This window comes from Shewanella psychrotolerans (assembly GCF_019457595.1).
GTDB classification, from domain to species: domain Bacteria; phylum Pseudomonadota; class Gammaproteobacteria; order Enterobacterales; family Shewanellaceae; genus Shewanella; species Shewanella psychrotolerans.
Genome location: NZ_CP080419.1, coordinates 1,514,978 through 1,536,091, shown reverse-complemented (window position 1 = coordinate 1,536,091; position 21,114 = coordinate 1,514,978). Strand labels below are relative to the sequence as shown.

15 protein-coding genes, 1 other RNA gene and 1 pseudogene are annotated in these 21,114 nt (G+C 42.9%); 7 read left to right on the top strand and 10 right to left on the bottom strand.

Annotated elements, in window-relative coordinates; translation table 11 throughout:
• Positions 1-165: 165 nt before the first annotated feature.
• Entirely contained in the window at positions 166-3,141 is a 2,976-nt protein-coding gene (locus tag K0I62_RS06795; RefSeq protein ID WP_220070721.1) for a TonB-dependent receptor domain-containing protein, read from the bottom strand.
• A 651-nt stretch (positions 3,142-3,792) separates the two neighbouring features.
• Between K0I62_RS06795 and K0I62_RS06790 the strand changes: the two are divergent.
• Positions 3,793-5,105 (top strand): annotated as a pseudogene (locus K0I62_RS06790) (IS4 family transposase).
• 56 nt (positions 5,106-5,161) lie between these two features.
• Here the strand turns inward: K0I62_RS06790 and K0I62_RS06785 are convergent.
• Positions 5,162-6,370, bottom strand: coding sequence for a porin (locus K0I62_RS06785; protein ID WP_220070720.1), 1,209 nt, complete (start codon positions 6,368-6,370; stop codon positions 5,162-5,164).
• A gap of 233 nt (positions 6,371-6,603) precedes the next feature.
• The gene (locus K0I62_RS06780; protein WP_258405099.1) at positions 6,604-8,991 is read right to left on the bottom strand and encodes a DNA polymerase II; all 2,388 of its coding nucleotides are present in this window, start codon (positions 8,989-8,991) and stop codon (positions 6,604-6,606) included.
• Between the two features lie 139 nt (positions 8,992-9,130).
• Here K0I62_RS06780 and dinG point away from each other — a divergent pair, with 139 nt between their 5' ends.
• The 5 genes from dinG (at position 9,131) to K0I62_RS06755 (ending at position 14,021) form a co-directional block, all read left to right on the top strand.
• Complete coding sequence (dinG, locus tag K0I62_RS06775) at positions 9,131-11,203, top strand: ATP-dependent DNA helicase DinG (protein ID WP_220070719.1); 2,073 nt, start codon at positions 9,131-9,133, stop codon at positions 11,201-11,203.
• Positions 11,204-11,211: 8 nt separating this feature from the next.
• A complete protein-coding gene (locus tag K0I62_RS06770; protein WP_220070718.1) occupies positions 11,212-11,985 on the top strand; it encodes a sulfite exporter TauE/SafE family protein in 774 nt (257 codons plus the stop codon).
• Positions 11,982-12,644, top strand: a complete 663-nt coding sequence (locus tag K0I62_RS06765) for a primosomal replication protein (RefSeq protein ID WP_220070717.1) — start codon at positions 11,982-11,984, stop codon at positions 12,642-12,644. The genes K0I62_RS06770 and K0I62_RS06765 overlap by 4 nt, the downstream gene beginning before the upstream one ends.
• 9 nt (positions 12,645-12,653) lie before the next feature.
• The gene (locus K0I62_RS06760) at positions 12,654-13,346 is read left to right on the top strand and encodes a DUF2057 domain-containing protein (RefSeq protein WP_220070716.1); all 693 of its coding nucleotides are present in this window, start codon (positions 12,654-12,656) and stop codon (positions 13,344-13,346) included.
• A 402-nt stretch (positions 13,347-13,748) separates the two neighbouring features.
• Positions 13,749-14,021 (top strand): late competence development ComFB family protein, encoded by a 273-nt coding sequence (locus K0I62_RS06755; RefSeq protein ID WP_220070715.1) that lies wholly within the window; start codon positions 13,749-13,751, stop codon positions 14,019-14,021.
• Positions 14,022-14,131: 110 nt separating this feature from the next.
• Here the strand turns inward: K0I62_RS06755 and ffs are convergent.
• Together ffs and K0I62_RS06745 are read right to left on the bottom strand one after the other, a co-directional pair.
• Positions 14,132-14,228, bottom strand: an RNA gene (gene ffs / locus K0I62_RS06750) — signal recognition particle sRNA small type.
• A gap of 183 nt (positions 14,229-14,411) precedes the next feature.
• Positions 14,412-14,705: a ComEA family DNA-binding protein gene (locus K0I62_RS06745; RefSeq protein ID WP_258405098.1), complete on the bottom strand. Its 294-nt coding sequence runs from the start codon at positions 14,703-14,705 to the stop codon at positions 14,412-14,414.
• A 393-nt stretch (positions 14,706-15,098) separates the two neighbouring features.
• Here K0I62_RS06745 and K0I62_RS06740 point away from each other — a divergent pair, with 393 nt between their 5' ends.
• Positions 15,099-16,490: an SLC13 family permease gene (locus K0I62_RS06740; RefSeq protein WP_220070713.1), complete on the top strand. Its 1,392-nt coding sequence runs from the start codon at positions 15,099-15,101 to the stop codon at positions 16,488-16,490.
• Positions 16,491-16,579: 89 nt separating this feature from the next.
• Here K0I62_RS06740 and K0I62_RS06735 read toward each other — a convergent pair whose 3' ends face one another.
• The 5 genes from K0I62_RS06735 to pspB all read right to left on the bottom strand — a co-directional run bounded on the left by K0I62_RS06735 (position 16,580) and on the right by pspB (position 21,112).
• Positions 16,580-17,761, bottom strand: coding sequence for a trans-sulfuration enzyme family protein (locus tag K0I62_RS06735; protein ID WP_220070712.1), 1,182 nt, complete (start codon positions 17,759-17,761; stop codon positions 16,580-16,582).
• A 111-nt stretch (positions 17,762-17,872) separates the two neighbouring features.
• A complete protein-coding gene (locus K0I62_RS06730) occupies positions 17,873-18,958 on the bottom strand; it encodes a YcjF family protein (RefSeq protein WP_220070711.1) in 1,086 nt (361 codons plus the stop codon).
• A gap of 37 nt (positions 18,959-18,995) precedes the next feature.
• Complete coding sequence (locus tag K0I62_RS06725) at positions 18,996-20,438, bottom strand: YcjX family GTP-binding protein (RefSeq protein ID WP_220070710.1); 1,443 nt, start codon at positions 20,436-20,438, stop codon at positions 18,996-18,998.
• A gap of 52 nt (positions 20,439-20,490) precedes the next feature.
• Positions 20,491-20,886, bottom strand: coding sequence for an envelope stress response membrane protein PspC (gene pspC, locus K0I62_RS06720; protein ID WP_220070709.1), 396 nt, complete (start codon positions 20,884-20,886; stop codon positions 20,491-20,493).
• A complete protein-coding gene (gene pspB / locus K0I62_RS06715) occupies positions 20,873-21,112 on the bottom strand; it encodes an envelope stress response membrane protein PspB (protein WP_220070708.1) in 240 nt (79 codons plus the stop codon). Before pspB ends, pspC begins: the two co-directional genes overlap by 14 nt.
• Positions 21,113-21,114 lie beyond the last annotated feature (2 nt).

The following is a 21,114-nucleotide window of genomic DNA, read 5'->3' as shown; positions in this document are numbered from 1 at the left end:
CATTCCATCATCCATTCACCTTGAATGAGTTGCCAAAAAACACGCTGATGTAGATCTCTTCTTATACTGGTTGGTATTACATAGATTCACAATAAATCGATACACTAATCTGAATGAATAAAAAAACCCTCATGCAAAACATGAGGGTTTTTCATTCCAATAATTTTAGAATGTCAATCTGAAACCGGCATAGTATCTACGGCCAATAGCATCGTAAGTACCAGCATCGGTTTCTGCACCAGTAACGTTACCAGGGAGACCTGTAATGAGTGCTGGAGGCTCTTCGTCAAACAGGTTATTTACGCCAATATAGAACTCAGCTTGCTCCCAAGGACGATATGCAATATTAATATCATGGTAAGTCTCAGAGTCAACGCCAACTGATTCAGGCGCTAAATCATAACCTGACAAGAAACCATCATCTAAGTATGACTCGCCGATAAAGGTAGTATTCCATGCGAATGTCCAGTCTTCCCAGCTATAACCTACTGACAAATACCACTTATTTTCGGGGGAACCAATCTCACCGTTAAAGTTATCCTTAGCAGATCCAGGTAATGGGATAGAGTAACCATCTAAAACATGAGTATATGCTAAACGGGCATTTAGTTGGCCTACAAGATCATAATCTTCAAAATCTTTCGCATAAGTAACAACTAAATCAATACCTTCTGTTGCAAAACCACCACTATTAGTCACTGCAGAATCAATATACTCAAGCGAACCAGCACTATTCGCGCCAGCACTTTGTGAGCGACGTGTCACAAATGAACAGAGTGATGGGTCTCCACCATAACACTCATCCAAGATAAACTGACGTGGTGTTGATACGATAGCATCTTCAATTTCAATATCGAAATAATCAACGTTAAAATCAAAATCTTCAATTACAGCAAGACCTTCTGGCGATACTGTAACACCAAATGTCCATGACTTACCTTTTTCAGGGCCAAGCTCTGGGTTGCCTCGGTTATAACCACTAATACCCTGCAGATCAGACTGATTAAGCGTGAATTCACCGTTTTCAGTAATGTTAGCCATTACACCCGCGTCAGCACGACACGCCTCAGCCTGAGCTCCTGTAGAACTCGCCGTAACGCCTAGGCAAGGGTCTGTCAATCCAGTAGGGAATGTCTGACTTGGTGGCGAATATAGTTCGTTGATATTCGGCGCACGTGTTGATTGTGCTCGAATCGCTCTGAAACGAACTTGCTCAATAGGCGCCCAATCTAATGCAACGTTCCAGCTATCTGTATTCCCAACCGTAGAGTAATCAGACCAACGATATGCACCTCTCAAATTTAACTGGTTTGCCATAAACACACCATCCAACAACGGCACATTTAATTCAGCATAATATTCCATTACGTCGAATTCGCCTTCAGTTCTTGGAATCGCATTACCTCCATTTAGGCCAGACTGTTGAAGTGCATCGAACTCGCTACGTGAATACTCTTCTCGATACTCGGCACCAACAGCGAGTCCCAATGCGCCAGCAGGCATCTCTACCAAATCACCAGATATGTTAATACCAGCCGTTTCCTGACTAGTAAATGTCGCTAGCAACCCAGGAGCCTGGATATAGTTTGCTCCTTCGGCCGAAATAGAACCTGCACCAAAGACACTAACAGGAACACATCCCTGAGCTCTCGCTGTTGCGTCTCGACAAACAATGTTTCCGTTACCATCATCTACAGCTTCAAGTGCAGAACGGAAATTGAGAGAGTTAAACTGACCACTAGATACCTGAGACTCTTTAGTTTGACCATAGCCATAATACGCATCCATAAACCAACTATCAGAAATCTGACCATCTACACCAGCAACAATCCTGAAGGTATCACGATCAGCTTCATTTCCTCGCGCCGCAACATCAGCTAAACGACGAGTGAAGTAAATATCTTTTAGTCCATCTCCATCTTCATCGATAGCAGAGTTATAGATTGCATCAGGCACAAAAGCATTACGTACTACTGTACGCTCATACTCACCAGGATTTGTTAAACTTTCGATGAAAGTTTCATATTCAATTGGCATTTGGCCGCCTGATGCAGAGAAAATATCATCAGAAGCCATAGGGAATGGCTCTAGCTTAGTACTGGTAGAAGTAGAAGCATATGTCCCTTCCATAAATGCATTCCAGCCTTCAGCAAACTCATATTTACCAGAAGCAGCGAAAAGATAACGTTCAGTTGGAATTGCAATGGTACGCCAAGCACTACGGTTAAAACCATTGGCCTCAGCAGTATCTGAACCATTAGTAGACCAACCTTCAACTAGTTGACCTGCTTGATTATATGTATATTGTGTATCGCCAGCAAAGAAGCGACCTTGTGGAGAATAACTAGAGTAGAATGGTCTTTCTGGTGTGAACATATCTTCAGGCAAACCAGTAAAGTAAGCACCTAAAGACGCTTGGTCAACAGCAGAACGTTCACGATCGCGAGAATACACAGCACCCTGTTTTGTGTATGCTCCGTGAATCATTATGTTACCTTTACCATCACTCGAAGAGGTTCCCATAGTAAACTGAATTTGAGTTTCTTCTGAGTCACCTTCAGAGCTTTCACCCTGCTGAACATCAAACTCGATGCCTTCGAATTCTTTCTTGTAGATAATATTTACAACACCCGCAACCGCATCAGAACCGTAAACAGCTGATGCACCACCAGTCATAATTTCAACTCGTTCGATAAACTGAGTAGGTATTGAGTTTAAATCGACCGAGGACTCACCAGGAACTCCTGCAACAAAACGACGTCCGTTAACCAATACCAAAGTACGAGAAGAACCTAAATTACGTAAATCAACAGTAGCAACACCCGCACTGGCAGTAGAGAAGTTAGAGTTTGTGCGACTAATACCTGGAGTACCAAACGCTGGGTTCTTCAGCAAAAGCTCTTGAATGTTAGCAACGCTAGACATATCAATATCAGAAGAGTCAATTACTTGAACTGGTGAAAAACCTTGCATATCTGTAGAGCGCAGTCTAGAACCTGTAACTTCAATCTTTTCAATCTTTTCGACTTCAGAACTGACGTCATCAGCAGCGTAAGATACTGGTGAAGCAAAAGTCGCAGCCATGGCACCGCCAACTAGCGCGATACGCACTGAGCTAGCTAATAAGCTGTTCTTATACATGTTGTTTCTCCCTGAAATATATTTTTTATTTTTACGTGAAGTAACCACGAACCAACCACCAAAGTCACATTCGCGAAACATTCGCAGACAAATAAAACCACATACCAAACATTTAATCAACAATGACCCGTATTTTTTCACATAAGAATCAAGCAATAGCTCTTTAAGATGCCAACGCCTCGTTTTTATGCTTATCACTCATGCTTAAAACAAGCATGTAAAACTGGAGTTACTAAAGGTAAGTTGATAAAAATCAATGAACAACTCATAAGCATTTACAATGAAAGGGAAATTTATTGTTGAACTATAAAGTCACATTGAAAATATTGAACATCCTCCCCCAAGAAATGGGATCATGCAGAACGAAATAAAGAAGCTAAAACTTGTTAAAATTTATAATCGAGCAATCACAATTCATAATTGAAGATGTCAGCGCTTGTAAATAATTAATTACAAGAAAACAATTCAAGAAACTAACTTAAAAACCAAATAGCCGCTTCATCCACACGCTTTAAGAACATTAGGGAAAATAAATAGCTTGAAACTTAAACAAAAAAGCGCCTATAGCAGGTAATGCCTATCGTTTAAGAGTACTTGAACGCTCTTGCAGATGATTAATAGTCCCTACCAGTATTCTGGTGGGGATTTTTTATGTTTGCTCAAGAGGTTGAATTAGTGCATGCATCTTTTGAAGAAAGTGGGTTATAGCTCTGTAATGAAAGCCATCGATGCGAAGTAGATCGAACAATCATTGCTTATACTTGCATCTAATTAAAGCCAGTATCCGTAATCGTCGCTTGCCCGCACGGCAGGCGGTCTAGCTTGTACGGGAGATGGGGGTTGATTCGTAACCCATCGATTAAAGAAGTCTGCAACTCAATGGATATTGCTCTTCAGTCTGGTGACAGTATTTGGTCCCGTGTTACATCGAGTGTACTGACAGATTGCCGCTGCCCCCCCCCAATGTCATACCTATTAAATCCACAATCTCTGCTTGGCTTGAGCAAGCTTTGGGGGAGAATAATGAATTGGGCCTGACCACTTTCGCGAGTGATGGAGCTGTGTTTCGTTGGCAAGACTCAGAAGAGCATACAAACGAGCTTGGGTTTATTTCAAACACGCACAAGCCTTACCCTCATCTTCGATTAGTTAGCCTTATATCAACTAAAGTCAGAATGGTATTGGGCTCAGCCTTTGATGGTTGCCACGCAGAAGAGGTCACGCTCGCTCAACGTTTAGTTCAAGATGCCCCAGGTAACTCCTTAACCTTATTTGACCGCTGTAGCTTTTCTGCTGACTTACTTTTAGGCTAGGAAGGCTCAAGGAAAAAGCGGCACAGGTTAACACCAGTCAAATCGAAAAGCCGCTATGACGTCGTCGAAACGTTTTCTGATAACGATTTGCTTATTGATATGCCTGTCTCACCGCAAGCTAGAAAGAAGAACCCAAATTTACCTGAAACATGGCGCGCCCGTTTTATTGCTTATAAAAGCCAAAGGGTGAAATTAAGGCTTCGTTACCTCATAGGTAGACCCACTCAATATCCACTGGGTAAGTTGCTTACCATCTACTGGCAACGCTGAGAAATAGGGGAAAGATATGGCGAGTTTAAGCAAAATCAACGGCAAAGCAAGGTGACGTTACGAAGTCGACTTTCTAAAGGTGTTAGACAAGAACTATGGGGCGTACTTATCGCTTACAATCTAGCTCGCTTAGAAATGGTAGCAATAGCAAAGGAAGCTGAAGTCGTTCCAACGCGTATCAGTTTTATCACAGCAATAAGCTTGGTAAACACGCAATTAAGGTGGCTTGCTTTATCGTCGGATGGGAAATTACCGGCTAAGCTGAAGCAAATACGAGCCGATATAAAATACTTTATCCTTCCAGATAAGAGAAAGCACCGAACGTATCCACGCTCAGTGCTCTATATACCTAGCCGTTACCCACTAAAATATAAGCAATAATGCATAATCGAATAGCATTACCTATAGCAGGCGCTTTTTTATTGTTTTAATAAAGTTTACAGCGTATAGCGAATACCAATTGCGATGCCATCATCTTCAGACAGAGACATTCTCGCTTCTTGTTGTTTATCGGCACTGGTAAAGTCACTGTAATCTTTACGCGCTTCTACATATAACACGGTATTATTGTCCCAAACATAATGCAAACCGACCACGACAAACTGACGTTTAAATACATCGTTAGGATCTGCATTAAAGTTTGGCTGGATAACATAATCATCACCAGCATCTAAGATGTTATAAGACACGAATGGACGCAAACCGTTATCGAAGGTGTAAGAGAATAAGCTTTCTACACCCCAAGCGTCTTTGATTAGGCGGCCTATGTTATCGGTATCATGGTTTTCTTGCTTATTGACGTTAGCGGCAGCATAAAAACCGGTGTCATCAAAGTTACCCCAAGTGATACCAGCACCGTAGATCAAATCGACAGCTGTTGTTTGTTCACCATTACCATAGGTAACATCAAACTCACCACGGTTTACGCCCGCTGTAATGGTTAATTTGTCAGTCGCAGCATAAGTTACAGAGCCACCATAAGTGTAGTTAAACTCAACTTGCTGGGCAGATCTATCACCACTATTCCAAAGCTCTTCACACGCTTCTTGAGTAATATCATCTGAATCACAGGTATAGAAAGCGCTATTTTTTAACTGTGCTTGAACGGCAAAGCTAACATCACCAAATGAGTTACGATATTGCACAGTTTTGTCACCACGACCAACACCGTTTACTGCACCATCGTCCTTGTTATAGGTGTATACACCTGCGCTATTACCATCCCAAACAAAGCCGTAGTTAGTGCTGTACACTACGTCATACCATGCACCCCACTGCTTACCTATAGTCAAAGAACCATAAGTGTCGTGAGAAATACCGACATACCCCAAGCGGTTATAGAAGAACTCATCTTGAACAGATTCGAAACGATTGTTATAGACAATATCACTACTGCCCACAGGATTAACGCCCCACTCAAGTTTAGTAAAGGCTTTCCAACCATCACTCATCTCACGAGTAAAACCGAAATTAATGCGCGACGCTCCATTAACCACCTCAGTTTCACCTTGAGTGTTAATAACTCGTGCGTCAATAAAACCACCGATTTCTACAGCATTTTTATCATCTTTATAGATTTCGATAGCCGATGCAGCTGGGACAAAAATGACAGCTGCCAATGCAGTTGCTATTAAACTCTTTTTCATTTGTTGGCTTAACCTTTTGTTGTATTCAGTTTACTTATATTTTTTGTATTACATTCCGTTGCTTTATTTCATTCCCATTTCAGAATGAGATTAGCAAAGGATTAGCGAACCCTCAAAGACGAATATCACAAAAGGGGCACTATTTTTCACCAAATTAACTAAGAATCATCAGTAAAAGCATAGTTTATACTACTTGTTAACATCTTATACTGGTAACACCAACCTAGTGACAACTAAATTAGGGACAGTTGCTTTGACATAATTTGATTAAAACTAGTGTTTAAAATTGAAAGTATTGGATCAGAAACTGGCGCGATCTGCTTATCTAGATAATATTGATAATCCGCTTTAGCATGACAATATTCAACCGGTTCGGCGCCGTTACTGGTGATAATATAGTCTATTTTTGTGCCTCTTTTACCATATTGCGCCTTACCACTGCGTTCGCACCAAAGAGAAGCCGCCTTAACATGAGGTGACGCCTTTGCAGTGTACTCGTCGACATCCCTTCTTAGGCGTTTTGAAAAAATGAGTAACTCATCCACCTCGCCTCTTTGTAAACGCAATACCATCTCTTTTAAGTATTCGACAACATCTTGCTTTGCGAACAATCGATAATACAATTCGGCTTGAACCTGCCTAGCCAAGGGACTCCAGTCACTTCTTACCTGCTCCATCCCTTTAAAAATGAGTTTGAGTTCACCATTTTCAAGTGTATAGGCTCCAACATAGCGCTTTTTAGAGCCTTCTAACGACCCTCGCAGTGTGGGCATAAAAAACTGTTCAAAATGACGTTCATATTCAAGTTCTAAATGGCAGTCAAGTTGATAATCTTGTTTAAGCAGTACACGCCATTTATCATTGATTTTTGCGACCACATCACGTGCAAACTCATCTATGTCGGCTATGTCTCTAACGTCGGCAAGATGGACAAAAGTCGAGTCGGTATCACCATAAATCACTTTTAACCCCATCTCTTCAATCCATGCCTTTGTCTGTTTCATAATTTGGTGCCCGCGCAGCGTAATTGAACTGGCCAACTTTGCATCATGAAACACACATCCTCTAGAACCCAATACACCATATAAAGAGTTCATGATGATCTTAATCGCCTGAGATAATGGGGCATTTTCGTGGCACTTGGCTAACTCTCGTTTAGCTGCGAGCGCTGCAATAATGCTTGGTAATATGGGCTTTTCTCGGCTAAAACGAGCACCTAAAAAACCGGCAACTGTGTTTGACTCTTCCTGCAAACAACCTTCAGCAAGGCCTTTAGGATCAATAAGGAAGGTACGAATGATAGACGGATAAAGGCTTTTAAAATCCAGAACTAAAATATGTTGATACAGGCCAGGAATCGAATCCATCACGTAACCGCCAGGGCTTTCTATGCCATCACTTGCTGGCTCACTTGGCGCTACATAGCCAGCCCGATGCAGATGCGGTAAATAGAGATGATTAAACGCCGCGACTGAGGCCCCTACTCGACCAAACTCCAAACCTGTTAGTCTTGAACGTTCAAGGGCAAACTCGGTCAGCGACGTCTTTTGAAAAATATCCCATACCAAACGGCTATCGGTAAGATTATAATGCGCTAACGCCAGCTTATCTTCATAAAATAAGGCAGTGATCTCTTCACCTCGGTTGGCCACATTATCAATCGCTTTACCCTTTTCAAGCAACTGACGAGATACATTGTCTAAAGAATAACTATCAAATTGGTAAAATGCAGCCTTGAGCCAATCAATGCCATCGAGCACCACACGCCCTGGAAGCACCAAAGTTTCAGGACGAAACTTACCTTCCACCTTCCAACTTAATGACTGCGCATTTCGTCCCAGATTAAGCGGTATTTGATGGAACGCTGCACGGCGATACAGTAAGGCTAAGTCGAACGTGACCACTGCCCATCCGATGATAATGTCAGGATCAAAGCGAGCAAACCAGTTAATCAACGCGATAATCAGCGCCGCTTCATTATCGACCCATTCAATATTGGTTACACTGCGAACATCAGCAGGAGTATTAGCGCCTTGCTCATCGCCCACCATGATAACTAACTCAATCGCCTCTCCCTCGTTATCCTTGCCATATAAGCCAACGCTGTAAAGCTCGCCACTCATTGAACATTCAAAATCCAGAGAGACAATAGACAGTGTGACATCAATATCGGTACGGCGTGCTCGATGCCCGATAACCGTATGGATCCCCTCATTTCCCACCGACTCACCGATAAACTCAACATCTAAGGCTATAAAACGTTCTATCAAGTAGCGTTGCTCAGGGCGGATATCGGCTTCATAAAGCGCCACACCTTTATCGTTAGCCCCTCTTGAAAGTTGCCTGAATACCCAATTATTGGGGCAGTAAAGCGCGGTCACCGGTTCTTGCTGAAATGTTTTTAAACTAATGGCCTCACTGCGAATAGAGTGACAACCGCTAAGTGACAGTAGTGACCCAATATCAGAGGTGCGGCAAAAACAGACCCTTTCACTTTCATTAACGATCACCCGCACTGGACCATCAGGCGTCTTAAGATAGTAATGCAAAGCCCCATCCACTTGATGACGCGTCAATATCCGGCCTTTAACATTAATGTTTGTTGAAAAATCTAACTTCAAGGAACGCACTCTTATTTATTAATTCATAGGGTTATCGGCTTAATAGCGAATAAACTACTGAAATAGTCACAATAGCCTCTTCTTAGGCTATGTAATCACTGTTATTATGTACAGCTCTATTTCTCTGCTATGTGCTTTCATGTTATCTGCCAATGTAAAAACTCAGATCCGCACCATTTACAAAGATATTGCGGCATCCCTTCCTAATTTTCGCTCTCGGCGAGAACAAAATTACATTGTGGCAGAGATCTCAAAAACATTAGCTGGTGAGTATGACCAACATAGACGTATCATCGTGGTTGAAGCAGGCACAGGAATAGGTAAATCATTAGCCTATATTCTAGGCTCCATACCATTAGCATTAGCCAGTAAAAAGAAAGTATGTATTGCTACTGCAACAGTTGCACTGCAAGAACAGTTGCTCAATAAAGATCTACCCTTCTTTTTACAACACTCAGGAATGGACTTTACCTTTGGTCTAGTTAAAGGGCGTCAGCGCTATGTGTGTTTAGCTAAACTTGAAATGCTCATTGGCAGTGATGAGGGTACCCAAATGGCCATGTGGCAAACTAAGCCAGATCACAGCCAGATAGAGTTGCTGCAAGGAATATTGAAAGATTACCACGAGGGACGATGGAATGGTGAGCGTGACACTTTAGACACACAACTCCCCGACCATCTTTGGAGCCAAATCGCTTGCGACAAGCATAGCTGTCATCGTCAACTCGCTAGCCATAGAAACTGCCCATTTCATAAGGCCCGTGAAGATATCGATAACTGGGATGTATTAATTGCTAACCATAGCCTACTTTTTGCCGATCTCGAGCTGGGTGGCGGTGTGATACTTCCTGATCCAGAAGAGCTTTACTATGTAATAGATGAAGCACATCATCTGCCCGTTGTTGCAAGAGACTTCTCTAGCGCTCAAGCCACCTTAAGGGGCGCTATCGATTGGTTAGAAAAAATAGGGAAAACCAGTGCAAAGTTGCAAAATCAACTTAAGAGCAATCATATTATTGCACCAGCGCAGGCGATGTTAGATCACATTGGCGAATTAACTGGTTTACTCAATGGCGTTGCGCAATATTGCGATACCCAAGCCGCAGCCTTTGATAACCCTGAAAATCGGATTCGTTTTGAACATGGCAAGCTACCACAAGCGTTAGTGATCCCATCGGAGAATTTAGCGACAGCTTCAAATAGCGCGTTAAAACAGTTTAACAAAATGCTGACCCTGCTTAGTGAGTCTATCAAAGATGGCGAGCTGCCTAAACATCAAGCCGAACAGCTCTTAAGTGAAACAGGCTTTATGTTGCAGCGCTTAGAAAATCTGCAAAAGTTGTGGAAAATGATGGCTAAGACCGACAGCCCTAAAGGAGCGCCAATGGCGAGGTGGGTCGAACAGCTGCCAGGTAAACAAAATGATTATCTCTTTAATGTCTCCCCTATTGAAGTCGGCTTTATGCTTGAGTCTCTATTGTGGGAAAAAGCCGCAGGTGTAGTTTTGTGCAGCGCGACCTTAAGGGCCTTAAACAACTTTAATCACTTTACCCATCAAGTCGGTTTATCAATCAATGATGGCAGTCGCTATTTAGCAATGGATAGCCCTTTTGATTTCCAGCAAAACGCCACCTTGTTTGTCCCTAAGATGCGATCAGAGCCAACAGATGATCGCTATACTGAGGAGTTAGCTGAACAAATTATTTCACTCATTGAAGGTGAAACAGCTACCTTAGTGCTATTTGCTTCTTATTGGCAGATGGAAAAAGTCGCAGACTTGGTGCGTCCCAAAATCAAGACGAAGTTACTGATCCAAGGCGAAGACTCCCGTCAGCAACTGCTGGCCAATCATAAAAAGCGCTGCGACGATGGTGAAGTCAGCATAATATTTGGCACAGGCAGTTTTTCTGAAGGGTTGGATCTCCCAGGTGATTATCTGACGAACCTAATTATTACTAAACTCCCTTTTGCCGTCCCCACATCACCTGTCGAGCAAGCTCATGCAGAATATATTAAGATAAAGGGCGGCAATCCGTTTCTCCAACTAACAATACCAGACGCTTCACGTAAATTAATCCAAAGTTGTGGTAGATTGCTGCGTAAGGAAGAAGATTATGGTCGTATTACCATTTTAGACCGTCGGCTTGTCACTAAACGCTACGGTAAATCACTACTCGATGCCTTACCACCCTTTCGTCAAGTAATAGAATAGGAAGATCTTTGGAGTTACTTCTAGAACCAAGTAGCTGGGCCATTTTGGCCGCAACCGGTTTTATTGCAGGATTTATAGATGCGGTAGCTGGAGGCGGCGGTTTGCTTTCAATCCCGGCACTGTTAACCATAGGTATTCCACCCCATACTGCGCTCGGAACAAATAAGCTCGCAGCAAGCTTTGGTTCATCAATGGCTGCATTTACCTACTATCGCAAACAATTTTTTACGCCAAGGTTTTGGTATCACGCCTCAATCGCAACTTTTATCGGTGCGGTCTTTGGCACGGTTGTGGTTTACCTTATCGACAACCAATGGTTAGAGAAGTTATTGCCCATAATCATCATTCTTATCGCCATCTATACCTTAGTGAAGCCTAACTCTATGGGCGAGGCATCTTATGTTGCGCCAACAAGCTCCCCTTCGAAGAAAAAGCAATGGTGCCAAGGCTTACCACTGGGATTCTATGATGGGTTTGCAGGCCCAGCCGTGGGCGCATTTTGGACGATAAGCAGTGTGTCTCAATATAAGTTACCAGTACTTAATAGCTGCGGACTCGCAAGAGCGATGACCTTGATCAGTAATCTCACCTCTCTCGTGGTCTTCCTTGCTCTAGGACAGGTAAACATATTTATCGGGCTCTCAATGGGGCTGTGCATGATGCTAGGCTCATTCATTGGCGCAAGAACCGCAATCAAATTTGGCGTCCCCTTTATTCGCCCACTATTTATTACCATCGTTATTCTAATCGCTATTAACTTGGCATGGAGTGCATGGGCATGAAAACCGCTGAACTAATCCATCGTTTAAGAGTCCAACTCAAGCAATTAGAACAAGAAGTATTACAACACGATAGCCAATTAGCAAAGGGCCAACGTAAGTTACTGAGTGATACAGAGCGTTTTAATCAAGGTTTATTCGACCAAACAGGCGCTCAACTGGAACCTTGTATATTGCAACTGAGCAAAAAAATAGCTCAGCTAGAAAAACTACTAAAGGGGAATATCTCTACAGAGACCATTGCGTTAAGCTGCGAAGGGATACAAGACAGATTTACTGCCGTTCGACGAGCACTTAACACGACAACATTAGATGTTAAGTCTGCCGAGCAACAACGCGCATCGCGATTTGCCAACGCTAAGAAGCGTCGTCAACAATCCCATGCAGAGAGTGGTTTTGGTTGGATTGCGACAGGTGTGATGCATAATAGCCACCAATTATATGAAGAATTAAACAAACATTTTAACTGGGTTCAAATGTTTGAACAAAAAATAGAAAAATTACAATCAAAACTTGAAAACTGTCATAGTGCTGACAAAATTGCACTGCAAAATGAAATACTTTTAGTCCATCGCCGCTTAGGAAAGTGCCGACAAGCTATAAGCTATATTGAAGATCGTATTCAGGCGTTTGAACGCCCGTATAAGCGTCAAAATCGTTAAGGAGCAACAATGAAATCAGTAATGCCAATCACCGCTTTAATCGCTCTGCTTGGTGCCTCTTCGGCAATGGCTGCAAATTTAACCATCCCAATGGCATTTGAGTATCTAGCCCTCGATGGTAAAAAAATAGAAAGCAGTGTATTCAATCACAAGTCAGACATAAGCTTAGAAAATGGCACTCATAAAATTGCTATTCGCTACCATGATATGATTCAAGATGACTTCAGTGACAGCGAAAGCTTTATAAAGTCTTCTCCTTTTATTGTTACTTTGGCGGTAGATGGCGATCATGACTATCAATTAATGCCTGCAGAGGGTGAAGTAATTAAGCGCCCTAAAACCTTTGCCAAAGCACCACAAATAGTTATTACCCGTACAGATGGCGGTAACGTTAACTATAAAGTGGCACAAACAGATATTAAAGAAGACAGCTTTGTCAGTAAGTTATTTGGTGGCAATGATGGTAAAGACATCGAGGTGGCTGCCGCCGCTGCAACAAGCACTGGTGTAGCAGTAGCAGCAAATGCACACACTCCTGCCGCAACACCAACCTCTTCTGTTGAAGCTGCAACGTTACCGGCAACACTGCCAGCAAATGCGTCTGATGCCGACCATGCTCAGCAAATGTTACAGTATTGGTGGTTACACGCTGATGATAAAACCCGTAAAGAATTCATGAGCTGGGCAATTCAACAGCTATAAATCAGAGTATTTTATCCAACTCATCGATAACGCCAGCACTCTTCGCTGGCGTTATCTTGTAACCTATACACCAACTGTTGTACCAATCACCCTAACGCGCTATACGCTCAGCAATAATTTAGCCCACTTTACATTTCCGTCGCCCACAGAATCAGCTGAGATAAAAAAGAGTAACCATTTCCTCATCAATACGCTTTGAATTGCAAATTCTAAGGATCCTAACCAGAGAGGATCTGAATTGGCTAATTATTTAATGTAACTGACATTATAAGAGGCAAATACGCTAAACAACCGCTAGAATTATCCAAGTAAGAACGTCAAATTTTTATTGCTGCAAACACAATATGGTAGCAAACTAGATTAAGCTCAAGTGAATCAATACGGAACCTTTGGAGAAAGCGGATGCAACTAGAAATTCGAAATTACTACGAAGTCCTTTTATTGGAGATCCTATCAGATGAAGGACTAATGGATGAGTTGCCGGAGGACTATTTGGCAGATCTTTGCTGCGTGACACTCAACCAACTCCCCGTTCGATACATTCGTCATCTCGTTGATACCTACTTTTTCGAAGACTACAACGAACTCAAACAGATGAAAGAAGAAATACAAGCTGCTCTCGAAAAATCACGCGCCTTTCTAAAAGCGAATTTGAATAAAGATAGAGCCGTATAAGCGCTGTAAACAGTATTTTAAAACCAGCTTTAGATGACTTGTTGTTCTAGCCGTTAGGGCTATTATAAAATTCGAGGATGAAATAAGAAATCAAGAGGAATTTGGAGGTTCCCCTAGAGCCACACCCCGGCACATGAGTCGCCTGCTGCGGTTGCTCCCTTCCGGGCCTGGCCGAGTTCACAAGTTATCATTGCGGGGGGACCCTAGGGTCACCATAGATTCTTAAGAATACTTATCCTTAAGACGGCTGCATTATCTACTATGGACGCACAGCAATCAAGCGAATATCCACGCGATACCTATTCTTTACTTCCAACTGCCCAATCTATATACAAATGCCCGCTATTGCGGGCATTTTCAGACATCAACTAATTAATTGATGAATCAAGTTTAAAGAATCAACTGGGAACGATTCTGCTCTAATAGTTTGCTACCAATGCCTTTAACTTGAGATAACTCCTCTACAGACTTGAATTTACCATTTGCGTCACGATACTCAATTATTGCTAACGCCTTACTTTTGCCGATGCCTTTAAGTTGCACTAGCTCCTGAGCCGTTGCGGTATTGATATTGATTTGAGCAACTGTAACTTGCTCACTTGCGGGGCTGATCTTCTCTGCAGCCAACAGAGGACTAGTTGCCAATACACCAGCCAATAGTGCGGTTAATAGTTTCATTTTCATAATAGTTTCCTTAATAATCCATAATCTTCGAATATCGGGCCAGCGTTCCATCCTCCTTGGCCCAACTAAAAACATAGAACAACATCAAAAATTCCGCCAATACGGGACAACCAACAATCGACACCTGCACGGAGTGTGATGCGCGTCACATTTTCAGCATTCTTAATTTATTTCAAAAGTTTACTCAAACATGGGAAAAGTTTCATGGCTGAAACTAAATCTGATCATTTCATACGAAAAGTGATGACTAAATAGACAAATAGCATCTATTACATGACTTGTCTCACACTGCAGGTCTGAAAATAAAGAAAATTTGCAACACAAAAAAACCTTGGAGCAAATATGCCGCTAGGATAATGTGACGCGCATTACAATAATGAGATGGATCGATAAATGCCGTACGAGACCAATCAAACACTACCTCTGGTTAACAAAAGCCCAAATGACCATAAAAATCTGCTTATCCTTTTTGCCGATATCGGTCTGTTTGTGTTGCTATACCTATTTTTACCGTTTGAACAAAGCATCAATATCGGACTGGCGATTTTGGTGTTTACTGCCATATTATGGCTAACCGAAGCGATTCATATCAGTATTACCGCCATACTCATCCCTATACTGGGCGTGCTCCTTGGTGTATTTGAAACAAAAACAGCAATGAGCAACTTCGCTAACCCTATTATTTATCTGTTCTTTGGTGGATTCGTACTCGCTGCAGCGCTAAATCATCAAGGCATAGATAAACGAATTGCCCACAAAGTGATCACCGCATCAAAAGGGAAATTAAGCATTGCCTGTATGATGTTATTTGGGATCACCGCTCTACTATCTATGTGGATAAGCAACACCGCCACCGCCGCAATGATGTTGCCGCTAGCCTTAGGTATTTTGCAGCAGTTAGACATCAAGGAACATCGCAATACTTATCTTTTCATGCTGTTAGGCATCGCTTATTCGGCCAACATTGGCGGCATAGGCACATTGGTTGGCAGCCCGCCTAATGCTATCGCAGCAGCTCAAGTAGGATTAAGCTTCGCCGACTGGCTAGAGTTTGGTTTGTTAACTGTCGCATTGATGCTGCCAAGCATGTTGATTGCACTCTATCTCTATCTAAGACCTAACCTCAATGTCATGTGCAATATCCCTAAAAGCAGTGAACACCTGACAGCTCAAGGTAAACTTACCTTGTTAATATTTGTCGCTACGGTTTGCTGCTGGATCTTTAGTAAACCTTTATCAGCCGCTTTAGGAGGGATTGCTCAATTTGACACGATTGTCGCGTTGAGTGCTGTAGTTTTACTGGCAGGGCTTGGGCTCGTTGAGTGGAAAAAAATTGAAAAAACCACCGACTGGGGCGTACTCATTTTATTTGGTGGCGGCCTGACCCTTAGCGCCATTTTAAAGGCGACTGGTACCAGTGTATTTCTAGCTCATTGGGTAACGGATATCTTTGGTAATACCCATATGGCACTATTTACTTTCGCAGTAATTTTTTTCGTGGTGATGTTGACGGAGTTTGCCAGTAATACCGCCAGCGCAGCACTATTAGTACCTGTTTTTGCCGCAATTGCAGAGGCACTAGGGCTATCCCCTGTGATGCTGTCAGTACTTATTGGTATCGCAGCGTCTTGTGCCTTCATGCTACCAGTAGCGACACCACCCAATGCAATTGTCTATGGCTCTGGTTATATCAAACAATCCGAGATGATGAGAGCTGGTGTAATTATTAATTTCATCAGCATGTTAGTTCTCTATGTGATAGCTCACCTATTCTGGACTATCTAGTATTAAAAACTAGATCCCAAGACTAAAGCACAAAACTAGCATCCAAAAATGCAACAAGATTTGGCTCAGGTATCCCCTGAGCCAATTTTTTATGATAAAGAATCGAACGCCTGCTGCAGATCGCCAATAATATCTTCAACGGCTTCTAAACCAACAGAGATACGCAATAGATTGTCGCCGATCCCTGCGGCATGACGCTCTTCGGGTGAATACGGCGAATGGGTCATCGATGCTGGATGCTGTATTAACGACTCGGCGTCGCCCAAACTCACCGCAATGGTAAACATCTTAAGATGGTTAACAAATGCAATAGCACCTTCAAAACTGGTGTTAAGTTCAAAAGCGATAACGCCACCAGCTCTACACATCTGTGTGCCGAGTAGCTTATGACCTTGATGATGAGCCAACCCCGGATAGTAGACCTTAGCCACCTTAGGATGCGCATCTAAATATTCAGCTATCTGTTGTGCGCTATCACAATGCCGAGTGAGTCTAACATCCAAGGTTTTTAATCCGCGCAGGATCAGCCACGCATCATGGGGCGATAATACGCCACCAAAGTCTTTCAATATCTCGTACTTAACCTTATTGATCATCTCGTCAGAGCCACAGACAAGCCCCGCAATCACATCCCCATGGCCATTAAGGTATTTAGTCGCACTATGAACCACCATATCGATGCCGAAGCTCAAAGGTCGCTGCAATAACGGCGTCATAAACGTATTATCAACAATACTTACTAAATCATGTTGTTTAGCTATATTAGCCATTAAAGACAAGTCATAAACATCGAGATGTGGATTGACTGGGGTTTCACAAAACAGTGCCTTGGTATGCGGGGCAATCGCGTCAGTTACCGCTTCCATATCGCAAAAATCGATTAAGCTAACTTCGATGCCAAATTTAGGTAATTGCTCTGTCATCAACACATAGGTGCAGCCATAAACAGCTTTAGAAGCAATAAGGTGATCGCCACAATTTAAATTAGCCAACAATGCAGCAGATACTGCAGCCATACCTGATGCTGTCGCAGCGGCAGCATCACTGCCTTCCAGTGCTGCAATTTTTCGCTCTAATTCAGCCGTCGTAGGATTACCAAGGCGGGTATAAATGTACCCCTCCTGATCGCCAGCAAAACGAGCGCTTCCCTGCTCTGCATTATCAAATACAAACGTTGCTGATTGATATAAGGGCGAGACTAACGCACCATGTCCATCACGCTGATGTCCCGCGTGAATAACTTTAGTGGCAAGCTTCCATTTTTCTTGCATATAAATCCTCCGAGATCGCCGCTCACTGTTATTATTCGGTGTGTATGTAAGCGGTTCCCTACCATGAACCTTTTAGCGCTTCGGAGTAAACCTATAGACAAAAATTAAGCTTTAACGTGATGTAAAATCTTTGTTACGAGAGCGCGTTTTCCCTAATGCTGAAAGCGAGAAATCTTTTAACTCGCCCAATAGTGCTGTATGTATCTTAGTCAGCTTGGGTCTAGCTTCAGAGCTAAACGTCACTGGTCGACAAAGCGCCATCGCTTGATAGCCAAGTCGTGCCGTTAGCAGCCCACCGCCGAGTCCTTGAGCCATACGAGCAGAGATTTTGCCTGACAGTTCTAATGACAACAACTGAGTACCTATATCAGTAACAACTTCTGTCGTGCCAGCATAGATGATGTTAGCAATCACTGACCGGATAAGCTTAACTCTGCTCCAATAGCCTAACTCTATGCCATAGCATTTGGCTAAATCGCGGATCATCTTCTGATTACGCCATAAAATAATGCCCATATCTAATACCGCTATAGGACTTGCTGCTAATAAGAGTGCAGACTCTGTCGCATAGCGGTGAACCAACTTCTTCGCTTTTATATCAATTTGGCTTAACACTGATGATTCGAATAACAACACACGCTCAGCATCGTTATGATCTTCTCTAACCAATTCACGATATTGAGTAATGATGATATCGTCAGGTAATTTCCTCAAAATATTGTCAATAAAAGGATCGGCTTCACCAATTTGCATGCTTAAGGCTAAGCGCTCACTTACTTGCTGCGCCTCTTCAACGCCGCGTAATCGCTTAAGCTGACGCCATTCACCAAATGCAATACGGCTCGCCCACAGCGTAACCACAGCGGTGACACTCGCGTACAAACCAAATAACCAAGGACTGTGCTGCCAGGCTTCCATCAAGGACAATACTGTTTCACTAACAATTATTGCGCCAATCCCCAAAAACGCCGCTTTAGCCAACCAGGACCAGCGACGTTTCTTAGTCAACTTAAATCCTTGCGAGAAAGTAGCTTTAGCATCCAACAACTGCTCAAGCTCATCTTCAGTTGTTTCGCTCACCTCGGTGATCAACAGCGCTTCATCAAAATGTTTGGCGCCCAAAAGAGGCTTTGATGATGCCTCAGACTCTTGCTCAAAGACTTGTTTCTTTTCAATTTTTCTCGATATTTCTGTCATTTTTAACCTATCACTGGATCGAGTTACCTCAGAAATACTATCTCAGCTTATCGCCGACTAAATACTGCAATAAATGATCGAGCCTAATATGTTCAAACTGCGGATCTGCAAGAGTTGCGGTCAATCGCGGCGGCGCGAAGTTAACAAACTCGAATCCCTGTTGCTGCCAAAATGAAGCTTGGGGTAACAGCTTGGGAACTTCACCAGGAAATAAGGTAACCTCTTTTCGCGTTGCCAGATCACAGCCCTTTACAACTTCGACTTGCTTCGCGCCAGTTTGAACCATGCCATGCACAGTCGCCTTAATCGCACTAATCGCCATCACCTCAACATCACAGCCTTCAAATTGCGCGTGTTGCTGACTACGTTTAACTAATTGGGTCAGCAGAGACAGGACGTTACCCTGCTGATCCCGAGTAATATGATCGACCTTACTTGCCGCAAACAATAATTTATCGATGCGGGGAGAGAATAAGCGTCTTAATACGCTTGATTGGCCAAAATTAAAACTCGCCATAATGCCATCGATTGCCGTTTTCATATCTTCAAACTGAGCCTTGCCTCTATTGAGCGGGGTAAAGCAATCGACGAGCACAATTTGTCTATCAAACTTTGCAAAGTAATCACAATAAAAGGGCTTTACCACCCCAGAAACATAACTCTGATAGCGCTTTTTAAGGACATGATAATAAGAGCCCTTTGAGCTGTCTTCTAAACCTTCAATTTGCGCCTGATTGATACCCAGCAGAGGGAAAAAAGCCAAAATAGGTGTATCGACCAGCTCTCCCGGCAACAGCATTCGCCCAGGCTGGGCATTGTAAAAACCGTAAGTGACCACGCTGTCATTCAGCAACTGCTGATACAACTTAGCTATGGTTTTCAGCTGCTGCTCATCGGCGACCGCAGACAGCTCTATCCCTGCACATGCGTTAATAAATGGCTGGTAATATTCGCTCTGAGATAATATTGATATTCGAGAAGATTGCTGTTCGGACCATTGCTGATAGCTTAATTTGAGCATAGGTAAATCGAGTAACCACTCGCCTGGGTAATCGACAATATCGAGGTAAAGTGTCGCACTGTCGGTAAACTTGGCTCGCAAGCCTTTGTTAGGCTGATACCGGATTGCTAAACGCAATTCGCTGATATTTCGGGTAGATGCTGGCCAGTTCGGTTGTTCAGCGCAAAGTGCCTCCATCGCGCCTTCGTAATCAAAACTCGCAATCGTCATATCCGGCTGCATTGCTCGTTTTACGCCATATAAGCGCTCATCGCGAGCCACTTGCCAAAGCGGTAATGAATTGTGCTTTCCCCCCATACCACTGTGCAGTAGTTGATTAACCAGCCCTGTAATAAACGCCGTTTTACCCGCGCCAGATAAACCTGTTACCGCTAATCGAATATGATTGTCTGTCGTGCGTTTAACCAATGATTTGGATTGAGAAGAAAGCTTTTTCAACGAACGGCTAAATGAATTCATAACCTAGATCTTAGATATGTTAAAGGGCGGTATTAGCCGCCCATTGAAAGGATTAAAGATTATTGATCTCTCTTTTAAGCTCGAAGCTATCGGATGTGACATGACGTTCAAGATTTTGCAATCTGATCTCTAAATTTTTAAATTGAACACTCACATCCCTTAATGCCGCTTTGGCAGGCTCTCCTGCTTGCCAAACCTTTTTCTTCACTTCTATCTCTTTATGCTGTTGCTTGTTCTTTGCGCTGCCAGGTTTGATATCTAATATCATCCACAATAACACATAGATGATGAAGATGATCCCCGATCCCCCAAGCAAGAATATTGACGCGGCCACCACTCTAACTAACCAGGTTTCAAAGTTGAAGTAATCAGCAATCCCTGCACATACTCCCGCTATTTTTCCCGATTCAGGGATTCGATATAAAGTTCGTCCACTAGATTCGCTCATCTCGATTCCTCCATTGCGGGGCCTCGCTATCCAAAATCGCTTCCAATGTTTCAATGCGTTGAGCCATCTTGTCAGCTTTACCGATTAACTCATTGAGTTGATTAAACTCTTCTTCAGTGAGTCCCTGGCTCACTTGGCGCTTACTACGATAATGTAGAATTAGCCAGATGGGCGCCACCACTATCATAAAGACAATAATTGGGGCTATTAATACGTCCATATCCATAA